We start from the raw sequence: 16,020 nt of genomic DNA, 5'->3' as shown, positions 1-16,020 counted from the left end.
GGCTGTTAGAACTCAATCTGTACGAGTGCCCACACAGATGATTGCTTTATATTGTTAAAGAACGTTTTGAGTCGCTTTAGCGTCTCAAGGGATGCGAATAATACACCCTTTATTTTTCGAGTCAACACTTTGTTTTAAACTTTCTTTTTAGAAGATTTAAAACCGAAGTTTTATTTAACTCTGTGAGTAGTTCGTGCCTCGCTATGAGTTGTCCGCTGCGCGTCGCCATATCCCGTCTCAGTGGGGTCGCATTATAGGGAGAACAGATTTTTACGCAAGCGTTTTATTGACAAAACTTTAAATAAAGCACTGTTCGCTGAGAATTTAAGCTAAACGCATTAAAAACACAACATAACCAGCATTTTATTAACATTTAACGCTTATTAAAGTGTTTGTTATGGCCTGCGCTATCAAAAAAAAACTGTCTACAGACCTGCTATTAAGTCATTTAGCTAAAAGCTATAGTTAAAGCCCGCGTAAAAACGACGACCTGAGTAGCTAGTATTGAGTAATCGCGCATCGGTGTCATTTCCTAAACGCGTTACTGATTCAGATTTAGTTAAATTAATAACCGCTGCGGTAAAGCTAAGCCCGTCGTATAAATTTACGGATGCATTTACATCGAGTTGCTCGTAAGGGTCTTGGTATACATTTAATCCGCTATTTAAACCGAGTACTGTTTCGCCGCGCTTATTATAAGAAGCACGTACATTAAAATAATCTCCTTCATAATAAACAGAGGTGTTGTACTGATACTTTGCACTACCTATTAAGGCCGACTGACCAAATTCTTTACCATTAATTGTTACATCTGCTTTATTGGTTTTGTTATAAGTGTAATTTGCGTAAAAGCCAAAACCATTATCAAAGGCATGCTGAATAAATACTTCCGCGCCTTTTGATACTGCATCGGTGCCATTACCTACAGTGCTGTAAGGGGCTATATTAATAGTCCCTGCATCCACTATATTATTTTTACCAGCAAAGTTTTGCTCTACGTCGATCACCAGTGGCACAACAAAGTTATCTACTTTTTTATGAAAAAGTGCCAACCCAACAGCAGAACCTTCGCCATAATAATACTCAATAGATAAATCAGCTTGAACTGATTCAAATGGTTTCAAGTTTTTATTTCCGCCACTACCGCTAAAACCAGGAAGCTCGTTAAATGCGGCTCTATCTTCTGCCCATTCACCTGATACATAGGTAATGCGCTGCTGCGCACCTAAATCACTATAGTCAGAACGAGATATTACTTTAGCTATTGCCCCACGAATAACTAAATCGTCGGTTGCATCCCACGCTATATTAAAGCTTGGCAAAACTTGAGTGTCTTTGTTTTGCTGAGTGACTAATTGATAGTCTTCTACAAAACGAGCGTCACCTGTTACTGGCTCACCTGTTTCATCATTTGTGTGATCTAATTGGTAGGTATATAAGTCAGTAGATGAAGTAAGTGTTTTTGTTTGCACAACACGCACACCCAAATTACCTCTGACTTCACTAAATTCAAAATCACCTTGTATATAAAAAGCCGATATTTTTTCTTCTATATCGTAAACAAAATTATCTTCAATGCGCGTATAAGGTACATAACTAGCAGTGACAATATCGCGGTATTTATTCCAGTCGATACTTGGCATTTGGTTTATATCAAAACCACCTGCAATATTATTCTCACTAGTAAATACATTTTGAGCTAATGGCATTCCACCATTCCATTGGTAGCTATCAAAACGGGTAATACCTTGTTCACTTGCTTCCCCTGCAGCAATATCAAAATTTGGATCTAAAAAGAAGGTGTTGCCGGTTTCACGGTGAAGAATTGAGTTGCGGTACTTAACACCGGTTCTAATTGTTTTTAAAAAGCCCCAATCTACATAAAAATCCACATCAGCTTGGTAGTAATCTTCTTCTAGCTCACTGCGTACAAAGCTTGAGTTTGAAGAGCCCGCATCACGACCGCCTCCAACTCCATTTTGTAAATTAACTAATGTATTAGGGTCGATATTAAGTGACACATTATTTTGATTGAGCGACCAGCCAGCCGTTTGAGCTGCGTTTTGAATAGTGGCTGCGTTTTCGCCCGCGTTAGAACTTTTATACGCCGCTTCCCAGCTTTCTTCTGGGCCGCCCTCTGATTGTGTATTACCAATTACAAAGCGCGCTTTAAAATTATCACCTTCATAGGTTAAATTAAAATCAAAGGTATGGGAGGTAGATTCCTCACGTACGTAGCTGCCACGCATCCACGGAAATTGCATATCATTTTCGACACCACTTGCCATTGCATCGTATTGCATACCAGTAACAATAGTGCCCGACTCATCAAGATTTACATCCGTCAAAAAATCAGGACTTAAAGACCACTCTGGTATATCAATCACAGATTCTGTTCTGTCTTGCCCAAGTGTAAAACCAAAATAATTAAAGCCAAGCTCTAAACGATTTGTTGGTCGCCACTGGGAACTAAATTGAATCCCTTCGCGCTCACGTTTTTCGTTAAGAACAGAACCTCGAACAACTTGCGGAAACCAAACGCCATCGTAACTGTTGCCGTTTGCATCATTAATAGTATCCCAACCGTTATTGTTATCAACTGTATTACCATGTATATCTGTTGCTTGCCCAGTGCCAGTATAGCGCCATACATTAGCATCAGTACCGCCCGAAAGCGTTCTGTTTGTCCGTTCCTGATAGGTATAGCCAACTAATACACCAAAGTTTTCGTTGTCATTTTTCCATGAATATAAACCCGTAAACTGCGGTTCGTACTCTTTTGTAACATCAGCGTAAGTACTCTCTACATTAAATACACCTGAGTTTGCATCCATACTCAGAGGTTTTCGGCTATGCATTAATACAGTACCACCAACCCCACCTTCATCTAAGCGTGCTTCTGGCGATTTATAAACCTCGACGCTTTCAATCATTGAAGACGGTAACAAAGCATAATCAAACGAACGCGAAGGCTCCCCCGGGGAAGACGCAATAAAATTACCATTAAGTTGTGTAAAGGTAAGTTCTGACGATAAACCACGAATACTAACCGATGAACCTTCCCCGCCGTCACGCTCAATTACCACACCGGGTACCCGCTGAAGTGAGTCTGCAACGTTTTTATCAGGGAACTTTCCAATGTCTTCCGCGGTAATGGCATCAACTACAGATCCCGACATACGTTTTACATCTAAGTTTTCGGCCATACTTGAACGGATACCACGTACTTCTATTACTTCCATATCTTTTGCGTGCTGCGAGTTTTCTTGCACTGCAAAAGCACACGTAGAACCCAAAGCAGAAAAAATTGATACATACAGTGACGACTTACAAAACGTTGAAAAAGGGAAAGGGTATATGCTTGCTACTATCATGTGAGGAGCTGTTCCATTTAAATCTGCTTATATAAAACTAAAGCGAGAAGTTAATCCTTTTACGTAAATTATTTACGAAATGGCAAAAATTTTTCCAAATTCTACACAGCCAAACTTAACCGTTTGTTAATAAAAAATATTAAATTAAATCAACCTCTCATATAACTGTATTAATTACCTATTAAATGAAAGTTAAAATCCAGCCCACACATCAGAGCAGCTCTCAATTAAAAAACTAAGAGCGGCTTTGTGATATTTAATAGCTCAATAAAATAACTACAGCGCACAAATCATCATTAAGAGTATACAAAAAACGAAGGGGGTAATTTGATGTGGTAGTCGGCAGTTTATACTTTAAAAAGAAAAACTGCCGGATAATATTTGAAAAGTGACAATGCTAAATAGCGTTGGATTTATTAAGCGAAGCAATAACCTCTGAAAGTTCTAAGAGTGTAGGCTTTCCTCCTAGATAATTGGTATCTATATGGTAACTATTGCCCACCCAAAAAGGTGCTTTAGTTGAGTTATGTCCATGTATTGAAAAGTCGACTCCATGACTTTTAACTACCTGATTTTGTTTAACTACTTCGCGATCCCACAATAAAGATTGCACAATTAGCGATTTATCATCAGGGTAATTTTCCCAATCCCACGATTGTGCAAATGTATGAGACAACCCAATTTTACAACCACGATACTCAAGTACTATTGAAAGCGGTTTAGTTAGTAACTCATCGCACATAACACTGAGCTTTTCACTTGATACCGACTTGTGCCAATTGCCACCATTGTCAGTCCATAATTTAAAAGCCGCTTTATCATTACTTAATAATGATTCCAACATTAAATGCTCATGATTACCTAATATCATACATGCCCTAATGGCTTGTAAGTATGTAAATAAGTCATATGTTTTATCCCCGCGATCAACAAAATCGCCTAGGCAAAACAAAGTATCTCTTTCAGGGTTAAAATTTACGTTATTAAGTGCGTTTTTTAAGGCAGGTAAATCACCATCAAGATCGCCAATTACAAATACTCGGCACTCATCATTAATAAATATTGTTCGTTTTGAAGATACAGCCTGAATAGCGTTAATACCTATATCCAAAATAGACTCCTATAGAATGCAATCTAAAACTTAGATTAATACTTGAGTTTATAAAGCCTTAAGGTAACACAATATAGTTGATAATTAATGAAGGTAATGAGATTTGATTGAAACTAAAAATGCATGACAGCGGGCTTTAGCTACAAGCTAAATAAGTAATGTAGGTAGTGCTTTTAACCTATAGTAAAAGCGGCTTAGCAAAATACCTGAACAAGTTATAAGTTAGTCAACAGCACAAACTTATCAGCCAGCTCATCTAAACTTTCACGCTTATTAGGATCGGGCTTTATGCAGTCAATTGGGCATACACTTACACAAGTAGGTTTATCGTAATGCCCCACACACTCAGTACATTTGTTTGCATCTATTTGGTATATTTTAGCGCCCATATAAATAGCCTCATTAGGGCATTCTGGGTCACACATATCGCAGTTAATGCACTTACTATTTATGAGTAAAGCCACTAATAAGCCCCTTCAATTAAAATCATTATTAAACATATACATAGATTTAAATGAAATGTTTTTTGACTACTTTTCATACAATCCAAGTTCAATAAAAAACCTTTGTTTTTCATTAAATCGTAGCACACATTCGTAACTCACCATTTTATTTTTAGGTGTAAATTCAGCCATAAATTATGCCTATTTTTCTCTGTTGCTTTGTTGATCCTAATCAATAAAAATAGCTGCACTTTTACTAAGTTTGATACTATTATTTTAACTTTTCTATGTCATTTTTTAAGTTAATATAAAACTAGCTGATCTGCCGAAAAGCGCTTAAGCCCTCTAGTCATACGCTAATCTCGCCAAAAGAACATTCAAATAAGTGATAACAAGGGAATATAGTACCTCCAAAAATTTAGTCTTTCTCAAAACGTTATTTGCTCAAATACTCTATGCCTAAAATTAAACCCTATTTAAAGCGTTAAGATGCTCTAAATGATAATTTATTCTTCGTATCATTACTTCAATTTACTTAATCGCCCAAGCGTACCTGTAATCAATTGGTCATATTATTCACTTAGTATTTATTTAAAATAAAATTCTAGACTGAGTAATGAAGACTTTTAAAAGCCCCCTGCCATCGAATTTAAATATTTCTTCTGAACAAAGCGATGTAAAAAACGTTATCAGCCATATTCGTAAGTTCATTAGTCGTCGAACAAATAATACCGATGACGTAGACAACCTTGTGCAAGAAGCTTTGCTGAGAACTTTAAATAGAAATGACACATTAGAAATTGAAAACTTTCAGGCGTACATAAATCAAGTCGCAAAGTCTGTTATGTATAGTGATTGGCAAAAAAATAAAAGCCAACCAAATAATGCAGAAGATATTGAGCTTTTTACAGATGATAATAGCGATCCAGAGGCGCAGTCAATTACAGAGCAAAAGCTCGAGCTTGTTAAAAGTGCGTTGGAAGAGTTGCCACCTTTAAGAAGAAAAGTATTTAAGCTTCGACGTATTAACGGATTAAGTCGCGAAGAAATTAGTCTGCAATTAAATATGAGCCAAGAATCTGTAAAAAAACATATTACGCGCGCAATGATACAAATAACGCTTCACATAGAAAAAAATCAATAAAAATGTCCCCTTTATTACACTTTTACGCTCTTTATATTTAATCAACGCAGGTTAGGTTTTTTAATGAACGAACAACGCTTAGAACAGGCAGCAGATTGGGTAGATCGGATTAATGATTTAAATGATCATGACCGTAAAGAACTATCGCTTTGGTTAAAATGCACAGAAAATAAGGCTGCATTTGAGAAAATAGCCAATGTATTTGGCGATCCTGCTGTTAAACAGGCTCTACACATTTACACTAAACAATATAGTTTACCGACTCCAATAATTACGCCTAATGCTAAACGTTCTAGGGCTTTCCCTATGCTCGCCTTAGCAGCTAGTTTTAGCGCTATTGCTTTTGCAGTGTACTGGCTTTCTATATCTCAACAAGCGTTTACACCAACACCTATTGCAAAAACAGCAGTTGAAACTAACCTACCTCAGCTTTTAGAAGCACGTTTAGGCAAACGTGTATCTAAGTTATTAGATGACGGTTCATATTTACACTTAAATGCAGATAGTGAGTTGACTGCGCACTTACTACCACACTCTAGGCAAATCGAATTAAAAAAAGGACAGGTTTTTTTTGATGTAGCCAAAGATAAAACACGGCCATTTATAATAAATTCCGGACAAGCAAGCATTAAAGTACTAGGTACTTCTTTTGATGTAGAGCGCAATAAGGATGAAGTAGTGGTAACAGTGTACGAAGGCAGGGTAGAAGTCTCGGCCTTAGATAAAGTGATATTAACTCCCTCTCAACAAGCTGTTATAAAAAATGGACATATAGCTGTAGATTATAGCCAGCAGTTGACACAACTCCCTGCTTGGCGAATGGGTTGGATTGATGCAAAAAAAGAACCTCTAACCACTGTTATTAAGCAATTGCAGCGTTATAGCCCTATGGTAATTAAAGTAGATAACGCACTAAATAATACTTTAATTAGCGGACGATTTAATCTCGAAACGCCGCAACAAAGCCTTATGCTAATAGCATCTACTTACAACTGGAATGTAGAAAAAAAGAGCAACGAACTTCATTTAACGCGACCTTAAATGAAGTATGTTGATTAAACTCTTATGCTAAAACATGTATGTACATTAGATAAACGTATTTTAGTGTACTTTTTTATTGCTGTTAGTTGCTTAACAGCAATGCCAAGTGCCGCAAAAAACATACATACGTTTGTTTATATACCTGCCGGTTCTCTCAGTGACAGCTTAAGAGAAGTAGCAAATGCATATGCAGTCTCTTTTAGTAGTAACCCTTCACTTATCGACGACAAAACTACATCCACCTTAATTGGCGATCATACACTTGCTCAAGCACTAGATTTTTTATTAATAGGCAGCGAGTTAACATATAAAATTCAAGACAAGGGTTTTGTTATTTTTCAACAAAAAATAACGACCAATAACGAAACACTTGAAGAAATAACAGTAAAGGGTATCCGCTATTCGTTGGCTCGCTCACGAAACTTAAAACACAATAATAAAACGATTAGCGAAGCAATTTCAGCACAAGATATTACCGATATACCAAATACTAACTTGGCTGAAGCCTTACAGTATATTTCGGGTGTAGCCATTACTCGCGAAGCTGGCGAAGGACGCCAAGTATCAATACGTGGCAGTTATCCTGATTTTAGTTTGGTAACACTTAACGGCATGCCTGTATTAGCAAATAACGATTCACCGATGGATAGCCGAGTGCAAAAACAGCGCGATCGTTCTTTCGATTTCAATATATTACCTGCCGAACTATTTAAACAAATTCATGTAATTAAAGCCTATTCAGCCGACAAAATAGCAGGTGGAATATCTGGTACTATGGCACTGCAAACTATAAACCCCTTAGATAATGAGGGGTTTAAATTTATTATTACCCCTGAGCTTGGCTACAACGACTATACAGGTACTGGCGCAACGCGTTATTCAAGCTTAATTTCTAACACCTGGAATAATTGGGGGGTACTTGCAAGCGTTGCGTACACAAACAGAGAATCGTTAGAGCAAGGCGCTAATACATTTCGCTGGCGAAATATTGCCATAGAAGGCGCTGATCTCTCGGCGTTAACTCAATCACAAGCTCAGCATTTAACTCAAGGCGATTATATAATCCCTCGCGGTAATCGCTACTCGGTATGGCAAGCAACCCAGCAGCGATTTGGGGCAAACCTATCTGTAGAGTACAAAAATGAAACCACGCATTTTGATTTTGATATGCTCTCAGGTTTTTTAAAAGGAGAGCGGCATGAATATCATTTATACCCTAGAGGGGATCAGTCAACGCCTATAATTAAAGGACTAACAACAATTAAAGACATTCAAGCTAATGAAAATAATGAGCTTGAGTATGCACGTTATGAAAATGCACGCGTGGCAACCGAAAGCCGAACTCAAAAAATAAATACGGCATATCAGCAAGGCGTGCTGTCACTTTCCCAGCAACTAGATAAAAATTGGAAAATAAACGCCATATTAGGAAACGAGCGCTCAAAGTATGACATTCCTTACAGCAATAAAATTTATACTCAAGGTGTAAGTGACGTTACAATTGATTATCGTAAAACGCCATTTTATGCAGATATTAAGTACAGCGAAAACTTGAAAAATCCGACGATGTGGCAAATGCATCATGGTGATATAGAGCAATACAATTCAAATAGTGAGTACACCTTCGCAAAATTAGATTTTCAATATGACGTTAATAGTTTAATAACTCTTCAATTTGGGGCTGACTGGACTCTGTTTGAAAATAAAATGAATAACGCACAGCAAAACGATATTTTTTTTAATGAAATATCCGATACACCACAACAATTAATTGACCTTCCTGCATCGTATGTTTCATCGCAAAATGCACATAAAAAACAGCAGTGGTTAAAAATAAACACTAATGAGGCACTTAAGCTTTATGGCATTGACCCATTTAATGTACAAGCCAATAATTTTTTAATCACGACTAAAGCTGAACATATAAAGGAATATAGCAGAGGTGCTTATACTCTATTAAGTACAGAGCAAGAAAAATGGGAGGCTCATATAGGTGTACGTTACCAATCAGAATCTATAACATCTTACACTCAAGCGCCTTACTCTCCGATTTTGTATAGTCTATGGCTTCCAACTTTTAATGGCTCATATTTTATTAACGATAATTGGCGATTTCGTGCAGGACTTTCTAAAAACTATTCAAAACCATTACTAAATTCACTCAATTTTGATGGCTCAAACGATACCCCCAATAGTACAAAATACATATTTAACTCAAATCTAAAACCTTACTTATCTTATAATAGCGATATTTCCTTAGAGGCTGATTTTAGTAGTCGCAGTTCGTTTAACATATCACTTTTTTATAAAGATCTAGAGGATTACATAGTCACAACACAAGCGCCTTTATTTGAAGATTCGCCGCCTACAACCTCCGATAGTCAATTACTTTGGCTAAGTAATGCAGAAACGGCCTATCAGTGGGGAGCCGAGGTAAGTTTAAACTACTTAATACATAATTCTGATTGGGGCATTAATATACAAGCGGCTTATAATAAAGGTAAAGTCACCTATTATGACTCAAATAGTGGCACTGCTTTATTTAAAAAAAACCTGCCTTTTTTATCTAAAATTACCGCATCAAGTATGATTTTTTACGACCACCCTAAATTCAATTTTAAACTCGGCGCTATTTTTAGAGATAAATATTTAGTGCGTGCTGGCAGCCTTTTACTCGATGAAAACGAAACCGGATTTATGCCGACCACCTATTGGGATGCAAGTGTAAATTATTATTTTTCTAATTATTGGAAACTTAAATTTAGCGCATTTAATCTCAGTAATGAACAAGAGCGACAATACAGTAATTCAACCCTCAGAGCTTACAACTCAACCACAAGTGGACGTACCTTTTACTTAGGGTTGAGTTATCAGTATTAAATGATTTTTCCTGTTTTTAAATCAACGCGGAAATTCTCCCCCTGGGTATGTTGACTAAATTTTGCCATTACTTTTATTAACAGGGCTAAGTATTGCTGTATTTGCGTATCTGTTTTACATGTCGATTGTGCTAAAAAAGTATTTAGTTGTTGATAAGTAATACGTTTTTTAGCTGTTATATCTGCTGTTACATCACCATTTCTTAATAAATAAAAATCTTGAAGCCATTCTTTTGTCGATACAGCTTCAAGCTGAGAGAGCAAATTAGGCGGTGCTTCATTTAAACATTGCATATTTGTAAACCAATCGGCTAAATGATGATTGTCATTTAACCATGCCACTAAATTTTTAGGCCAATCGCGTTTTAAAAAACGCTGTTTAATCAGCCCAAATAAATGTTGCTTGGTAAAATCACCATAACTCTTTGAGCTCAAAATAGTGCGGTCAAAATTATGAAGATTATGCAGGTTACGGTATTGCCATTCCTTTTCATATAAACTAAATAAGTTATTAAACCCCGGCACATCGTCTAATGTATGAGTACTGATAAGCGCGGTTTGCTTAGCTAAATTTAGCTCTACAACTTTATAAGCCGCTTTGTAAGCCGCTAAACTTGGCACTTGCACATTAACTAACTGGGAGTGCTGATTACTGGTTATCAGCGCCGTATCATTTAAATGCATATGCCCTGCAAAATGGAGCGTTAACCCTGTATCTGCCAGTATTTTTGCTGTACGTGGTGTTGGCACTCTTGGTAGAGAAAAATGACCACGGCTAAACACTTTATGTAATTCGTCATTTGCATTGTCGTAAAACTCCCCCATTGGAAAGTGACTAAATGCAACCAGTGTTTTATTTTGCGTTTTGGCTCTTTTTACAACCGTTTTTATCCACTTTAACAATAGACGCTTTGCATCAATTAAAGCATTATAGCCAGCACCAGACGACCCTTTAAAAGTGAGCGGTGAGTTTTGCCATTGCGGTGCATAAACATTGGCATCAATTGCCATTAACCAAACCCCTTTTATAGGCTCAACTAAATAACTCGCATCGGGCATGGTGATACAGTGTTTTTTGTTATTGGGGTTACACCATATAAACTCTCGGTTTTTATAAGGCGTTTCATATAGCACATCACCTTTATGTTTACTAAACCCAAAGTCATTGAGTGTGCTTAGTATTTCAGCGTATCCCCAGTTTTTTAAACCATCATCACATACAGACTGCTTAGCCATACACTTTTCATGTTGATAACTATAAACACCAAACTCTTTACCTTGCGCCATTAAAAAGTCCGCTTTACCTGCCGGTGTTGTATATGGTTTTACGGGATCGTGATTACCCGGTATGGCAAAGAAACGCATTCCATATTTCTTTTCATAATGACCTAAAATACGCGCCAGTGCCCGCACATTAATAGGTTGACCATCATCAGTAAAATCGCCAGGTAAGGCGACTAGTTTTATTTTTTTTTCGGCTAATTCATCTAATACATGTAAAAAAACAAAATAATTTTCATTAAAAAGACGTGTTGAATGAAGCTGGGCAAGCATACTACGCACTAGTAATGGTTGCTTTGAGGTAACATCCTTTGGTAGTTCTATATTATCTACGTCATGTAAATTAGCAAAAATATCATGTAGATGAATATCAGCTAAAAATGCCACTTTAACCGTCTCCATCTGCGACGCACTTTTAACCTCAAAGTACTCAATAGCACTTACTTTGCATGTAATACATAACCCAATCCATAGTGCTAACCATAGTACTTTGACTCTAATCATGATGGCTTTATCCCGTTTTTATTTCACTCATTATTTAGAGCGAGGTAATGGATAAAAGGGGACATAAAATTTTATAAACATGCTTTTCTATTATGAAACTTTTATTAAATGCATATTTTTGTGTCCCCTAATTTATAAATGCTCGCTCTTAGATAGCAAACTCAACAATTGAGACGTGCTATGCCATTTTTTATTTTTATTATTTTTGCAGGTTATGTAAGCAGTGTTAGCGCTAAGCCATTAAACACCCTGCAAATGATTGGCTCACATAACAGCTATAAAAAAACATTAAACGTAAGCGTTAAACATAAATTAAATGATTTAAGCCCCAAGCTAATGGCCCGTATTGATTACGGTCATTCATCTATTATTAAACAGTTAAATAGCGGTGTTCGCCATTTAGAAATTGACGTTTTAAAAGACCCTAATGGGGGTTTATACATAAAACCTTGGGCTAATACTTTTGCAACAACGCCTTTGTTTAATGAGTTAGAAAAAAAGCAATTAGCTACTCCTGGATTTAAAGTAATGCACATTCCCGACATTGATGTGCAAAGCCATTGTGTGTTGTTTAGTGGCTGTTTGAATACATTGAAAGCATGGTCAGAGGCAAATCCGCAGCACTTTCCAATTGTTGTAATGCTCAATGTAAAAGAAACACGCTCTGATTTAATTTTAGGAACCCAGCCACTTAAATTTACATCGAAAGATTATTATTTACTCGATGAGTTAATTCAAAAATCGTTACCTAACTTATTATTCACGCCAGATGATTTACGCAAAACGCCATTATCTTTAAACCAAACCGTCGTTAAGTTTGGGTGGCCAAGTACACGTGCTTTAGTAGGTAAATTCATATTCTTATTTGATGGCAATACACAGCAATCCGCACTTTATAAACAAAATAGACCTTCGTTAAAGGGGGCTAGCATGTTTGCCCATTATGATGAAAACCACCCCGAAGCTGCTTTTATGATTGTGAACAACCCTATACGCGACTTTTATAAAATTCAGCAACTTGTATTAAAAGGCTACATGGTGCGTACCCGCGCAGATGCAAATTTAAGTGCCACTAATTCGCAACGAACAATGCAGTTTAATGCTGCAAAAAATAGCGGCGCACAAGTAATTTCAACCGATTTTATACCCGGCTCGCCACAGCAGGCGCGCTTTAACTATGTGGTGCAATTTGACGAAGGTCATTTAGTGCGCACAAACCCTTTTATTAATAATCAACTTTAAATTAAAAACCAAGGAAGCATTATGTTGAACAAACCATCTCGTACGCTTTTAGCAACGGCTATAATGAGCTCATTAGGCGCGTCTAATTATGTGTATGCAGAACAATCTGCTCAAACAGAAGTAGAAGAAATAGTTGTACAGGGTTATCGCAACAGTTTGTTAAAAGCAAAAGATTTAAAGCGAAATGCTGTGGGCGCACAAGATTCTATTGTGGCTGAAGATATTGCAGATTTTCCCGATCTAAATCTAGCAGACTCACTACAACGAGTGCCTGGCATTGCGATTACCCGAGAAGGTGGCGAAGGCCGACAAATTTCATTACGAGGTTTAGGACCAAACTTTACACAAGTACAACTTAACGGTATGGAGGCTTTGGGTACGTCTTCTTCGGCAATGGATAGCCGAGGCTCAGTGAGCAGATCACGCGCTTTTGATTTTAACATATTTGCTTCTGAGTTATTTCAGCGCGTTGATGTGAAAAAATCCTTCTCAGCCGAAATGGATGAAGGTGGTATAGGTGGAACTGTTGGGCTTCATACAGCTAAACCATTTGATTTTGATGGTTTTAATACTGCAATATCAGGTCAACTTGGCGACAACTCACAAACCGATGATGTTAGTCCACGTTTTGCAGCTCTGATCTCAGATACTTGGGATGATAAATTTGGCGCATTATTTTCAATTGCATACAGCAAACGTGATGTAAATGAGCAAGGTTACAATACATATCGCTGGCGCAAAAAAAATGCTTCAGGCTCAGATATATCCGAGCTATCAGATGAATTACAAGATAAAATTAACAACGAAGAAGTGAGCTTTTCACGTGGTAGCCGCTATTCATTATTTGAAAACGAACAGGAACGTTTAGGGACGACCCTTGCTCTGCAATATCGCCCAAATAATAACCTTGAATTTAGTTTTGATGCTTTATATGGTGAACTGAATAATGATCGCAGTGAATTCCACTTGCAAAACCGAGGCTCAAGCTCAACAGCTCTTGGCTGTACAGGCCCTGCTTATAACAACGAGCAAGTATGTTCAAAGCTCACAGCACTTGAAATAAATGAAAATAACGACGCTATTTACTCAGTATACGAAGATGCCGCAATACACTCAGAAAGCCGCAGCCAATATGCAGACACTAAAATAAGTCAATTTGTATTAAAAAGTGACTGGCAAATTACAAACGATTTAAATATGACCGCTCTCGTGGGGCGCTCAGAAACCAAATTTAATACAGGGAGTGTTAAAGTTTATCTAGAAACATTTGGCGATGAAACAATTGATTACCGCCAAGATGCTTATTATGGTGAAAACACATACGGGTTTGAGCCTACAGACAGTAGTTTATTTCGTTATCACGAAATTGATATATCTGAAGAAGAAATAACTAATACATTCGACTCTATGAAATTAGATTTTAATTACACACTAAACAATGCTTCAAATATAAAGTTTGGTGTATCTAATAAAAAGTTTGAAAGTGAAAACGGTGAAAGTAAATCTGATAATATTAATCGCAGTGATTGGGAAGATGGCGTACTGGATGACACGGTAGATTCAAGCCTTACATTTACCAATACCGCACACAATAAACAACAATGGGTAAGTGTTGATGTACTAGGCACTCTAGCGAGTATGAATATCGACCCTAACTTAGATAACCCTGATTTTACCGATAACGTACAAGAAAAAACCTTTGGCGCTTATTTGCAGTACGAAGCTGAATGGGAACTAGGCTCAGGTTACTTAATGGGTAATGCGGGTGTGCGCCATTACGATACTACTACCAATGCTATAGGGTTAATAAATGGAGAAGTAGTTGACGTTGAAAATACCTATTCAGGGTTGCTACCCGCTATAAATTTAGTGTGGGATAGTAATAACAGTTTAGTGCTACGTGCAAGTTATGGCGAAAACCTCACCCGCCCTTCACTCGCTGCATTAGTGCCAACAGGTGTAGTACAAAATGATGCCACATCAACCAATGGCCTAAGTATCAGTTCAGGAAACCCAAACCTTAAACCATACGAGTCAGTTAATTTCGACTTTTCAGTTGAATATTACTTTGAAAATATAGGGTATGCAGCCGTAAGTTACTTCCATAAATCTATTGATAATTTCATTATCACCGAAACATATGACATTCCATACAGCCAGACTGGCTACCCAGTTAGTTTATTAGGCGACGTAGACGAAAACGGCAACCCACAAACAGCAAGTACTGTTTTTACCGTTATTCAACCACAAAATTTAGATGAAAGTGATATTAGTGGCTGGGAACTGGCCTTTCAACGAGATCTCGACTTTTTACCTGCTCCTTTTAATAACTTAGGTGTTATTGCGAATTATACCTTTGCTGATGGTGAAGCGCTGTACCGTAATGTGGGTAACTCAGGTGTTGATCAATATAAATCGTTCCCAGGACTTTCAGAACACTCTGGTAACTTTACAGTATATTACGATTCTGACTCATGGGGCGCACGTGTTGCAGCCGCTTATAGAAGTGACTATATTGCAGCGGTACAAGCGGGTAACGGCGATGAAGACGAAAACGGTTTTCATGCCAGCACATACATAGATGCATCCGCCTTTTATCAGGTTAATGAAAAGCTAAAGCTCACTATAGAAGCCAGTAATTTGACTAATGAACGAGAAGAGCAATATTCAGACTCCAATGATCGTTTATACAATACGACGGTTAATGGGCGTACTGTTTATTTAGGTGCCAGTTATCGCTTCTAAATTATAAAAATGAGGCTCTATTTTTGTGTAGAGCCTCTAATTATTTTTTAGGGATTCATCAAAAAAGACGACTTATAAAAATGATCACTTAATTAAGCGAATTTATATAGAGCACTCGATGTAAATCACTATTTGTAAATCTACTTTCAACGGCTCTAACAAGAACGATTTAAAACTACTTTTAATTTATTTAGATGAACAGATTGAGTTACGTTATTTACCAGTCCCCCTTATTTAAGAGTTATTAAATTAAAAT

9 protein-coding genes are annotated in these 16,020 nt (G+C 37.2%); 5 read left to right on the top strand and 4 right to left on the bottom strand.

Annotation, left to right across the window (positions count from 1 at the left end):
- Positions 1-452: 452 nt before the first annotated feature.
- The 3 genes from H5160_RS05105 to H5160_RS05095 all read right to left on the bottom strand — a co-directional run bounded on the left by H5160_RS05105 (position 453) and on the right by H5160_RS05095 (position 4,949).
- Entirely contained in the window at positions 453-3,374 is a 2,922-nt protein-coding gene (locus H5160_RS05105; RefSeq protein WP_182736995.1) for a TonB-dependent receptor, read from the bottom strand.
- Between the two features lie 397 nt (positions 3,375-3,771).
- Positions 3,772-4,485, bottom strand: coding sequence for a metallophosphoesterase (locus tag H5160_RS05100; RefSeq protein ID WP_182736994.1), 714 nt, complete (start codon positions 4,483-4,485; stop codon positions 3,772-3,774).
- 215 nt (positions 4,486-4,700) lie between these two features.
- On the bottom strand, positions 4,701-4,949 hold the full coding sequence (locus H5160_RS05095; protein ID WP_010554958.1) for a YfhL family 4Fe-4S dicluster ferredoxin: 249 nt from the start codon (positions 4,947-4,949) through the stop codon (positions 4,701-4,703).
- Between the two features lie 595 nt (positions 4,950-5,544).
- On the opposite strand from H5160_RS05095, the gene H5160_RS05090 reads away from it, so the two are divergent.
- The 3 genes from H5160_RS05090 (at position 5,545) to H5160_RS05080 (ending at position 9,993) form a co-directional block, all read left to right on the top strand.
- Positions 5,545-6,072, top strand: coding sequence for an RNA polymerase sigma factor (locus H5160_RS05090; protein WP_182736993.1), 528 nt, complete (start codon positions 5,545-5,547; stop codon positions 6,070-6,072).
- Between the two features lie 63 nt (positions 6,073-6,135).
- Positions 6,136-7,113 (top strand): FecR family protein, encoded by a 978-nt coding sequence (locus H5160_RS05085; protein ID WP_182692786.1) that lies wholly within the window; start codon positions 6,136-6,138, stop codon positions 7,111-7,113.
- Positions 7,114-7,137: 24 nt separating this feature from the next.
- The gene (locus H5160_RS05080; RefSeq protein ID WP_182736991.1) at positions 7,138-9,993 is read left to right on the top strand and encodes a TonB-dependent receptor; all 2,856 of its coding nucleotides are present in this window, start codon (positions 7,138-7,140) and stop codon (positions 9,991-9,993) included.
- Here H5160_RS05080 and H5160_RS05075 read toward each other — a convergent pair.
- Positions 9,990-11,777, bottom strand: coding sequence for a metallophosphoesterase (locus H5160_RS05075; protein ID WP_182736990.1), 1,788 nt, complete (start codon positions 11,775-11,777; stop codon positions 9,990-9,992). The genes H5160_RS05080 and H5160_RS05075 overlap by 4 nt on opposite strands.
- Positions 11,778-11,957: 180 nt before the next feature.
- On the opposite strand from H5160_RS05075, the gene H5160_RS05070 reads away from it, so the two are divergent.
- Positions 11,958-13,019, top strand: coding sequence for a Ca2+-dependent phosphoinositide-specific phospholipase C (locus H5160_RS05070; RefSeq protein ID WP_182736989.1), 1,062 nt, complete (start codon positions 11,958-11,960; stop codon positions 13,017-13,019).
- A 21-nt stretch (positions 13,020-13,040) separates the two neighbouring features.
- Positions 13,041-15,764, top strand: a complete 2,724-nt coding sequence (locus tag H5160_RS05065; protein ID WP_182736987.1) for a TonB-dependent receptor — start codon at positions 13,041-13,043, stop codon at positions 15,762-15,764.
- Positions 15,765-16,020: the final 256 nt, after the last annotated feature.

Source organism: Pseudoalteromonas sp. SG43-4, from assembly GCF_014164325.1.
Classification (GTDB): Bacteria; Pseudomonadota; Gammaproteobacteria; order Enterobacterales; family Alteromonadaceae; genus Pseudoalteromonas; species Pseudoalteromonas distincta.
The sequence above is the reverse complement of the archived record's forward strand: the minus strand, read 5'-3'. Positions and strand labels throughout refer to the sequence as shown.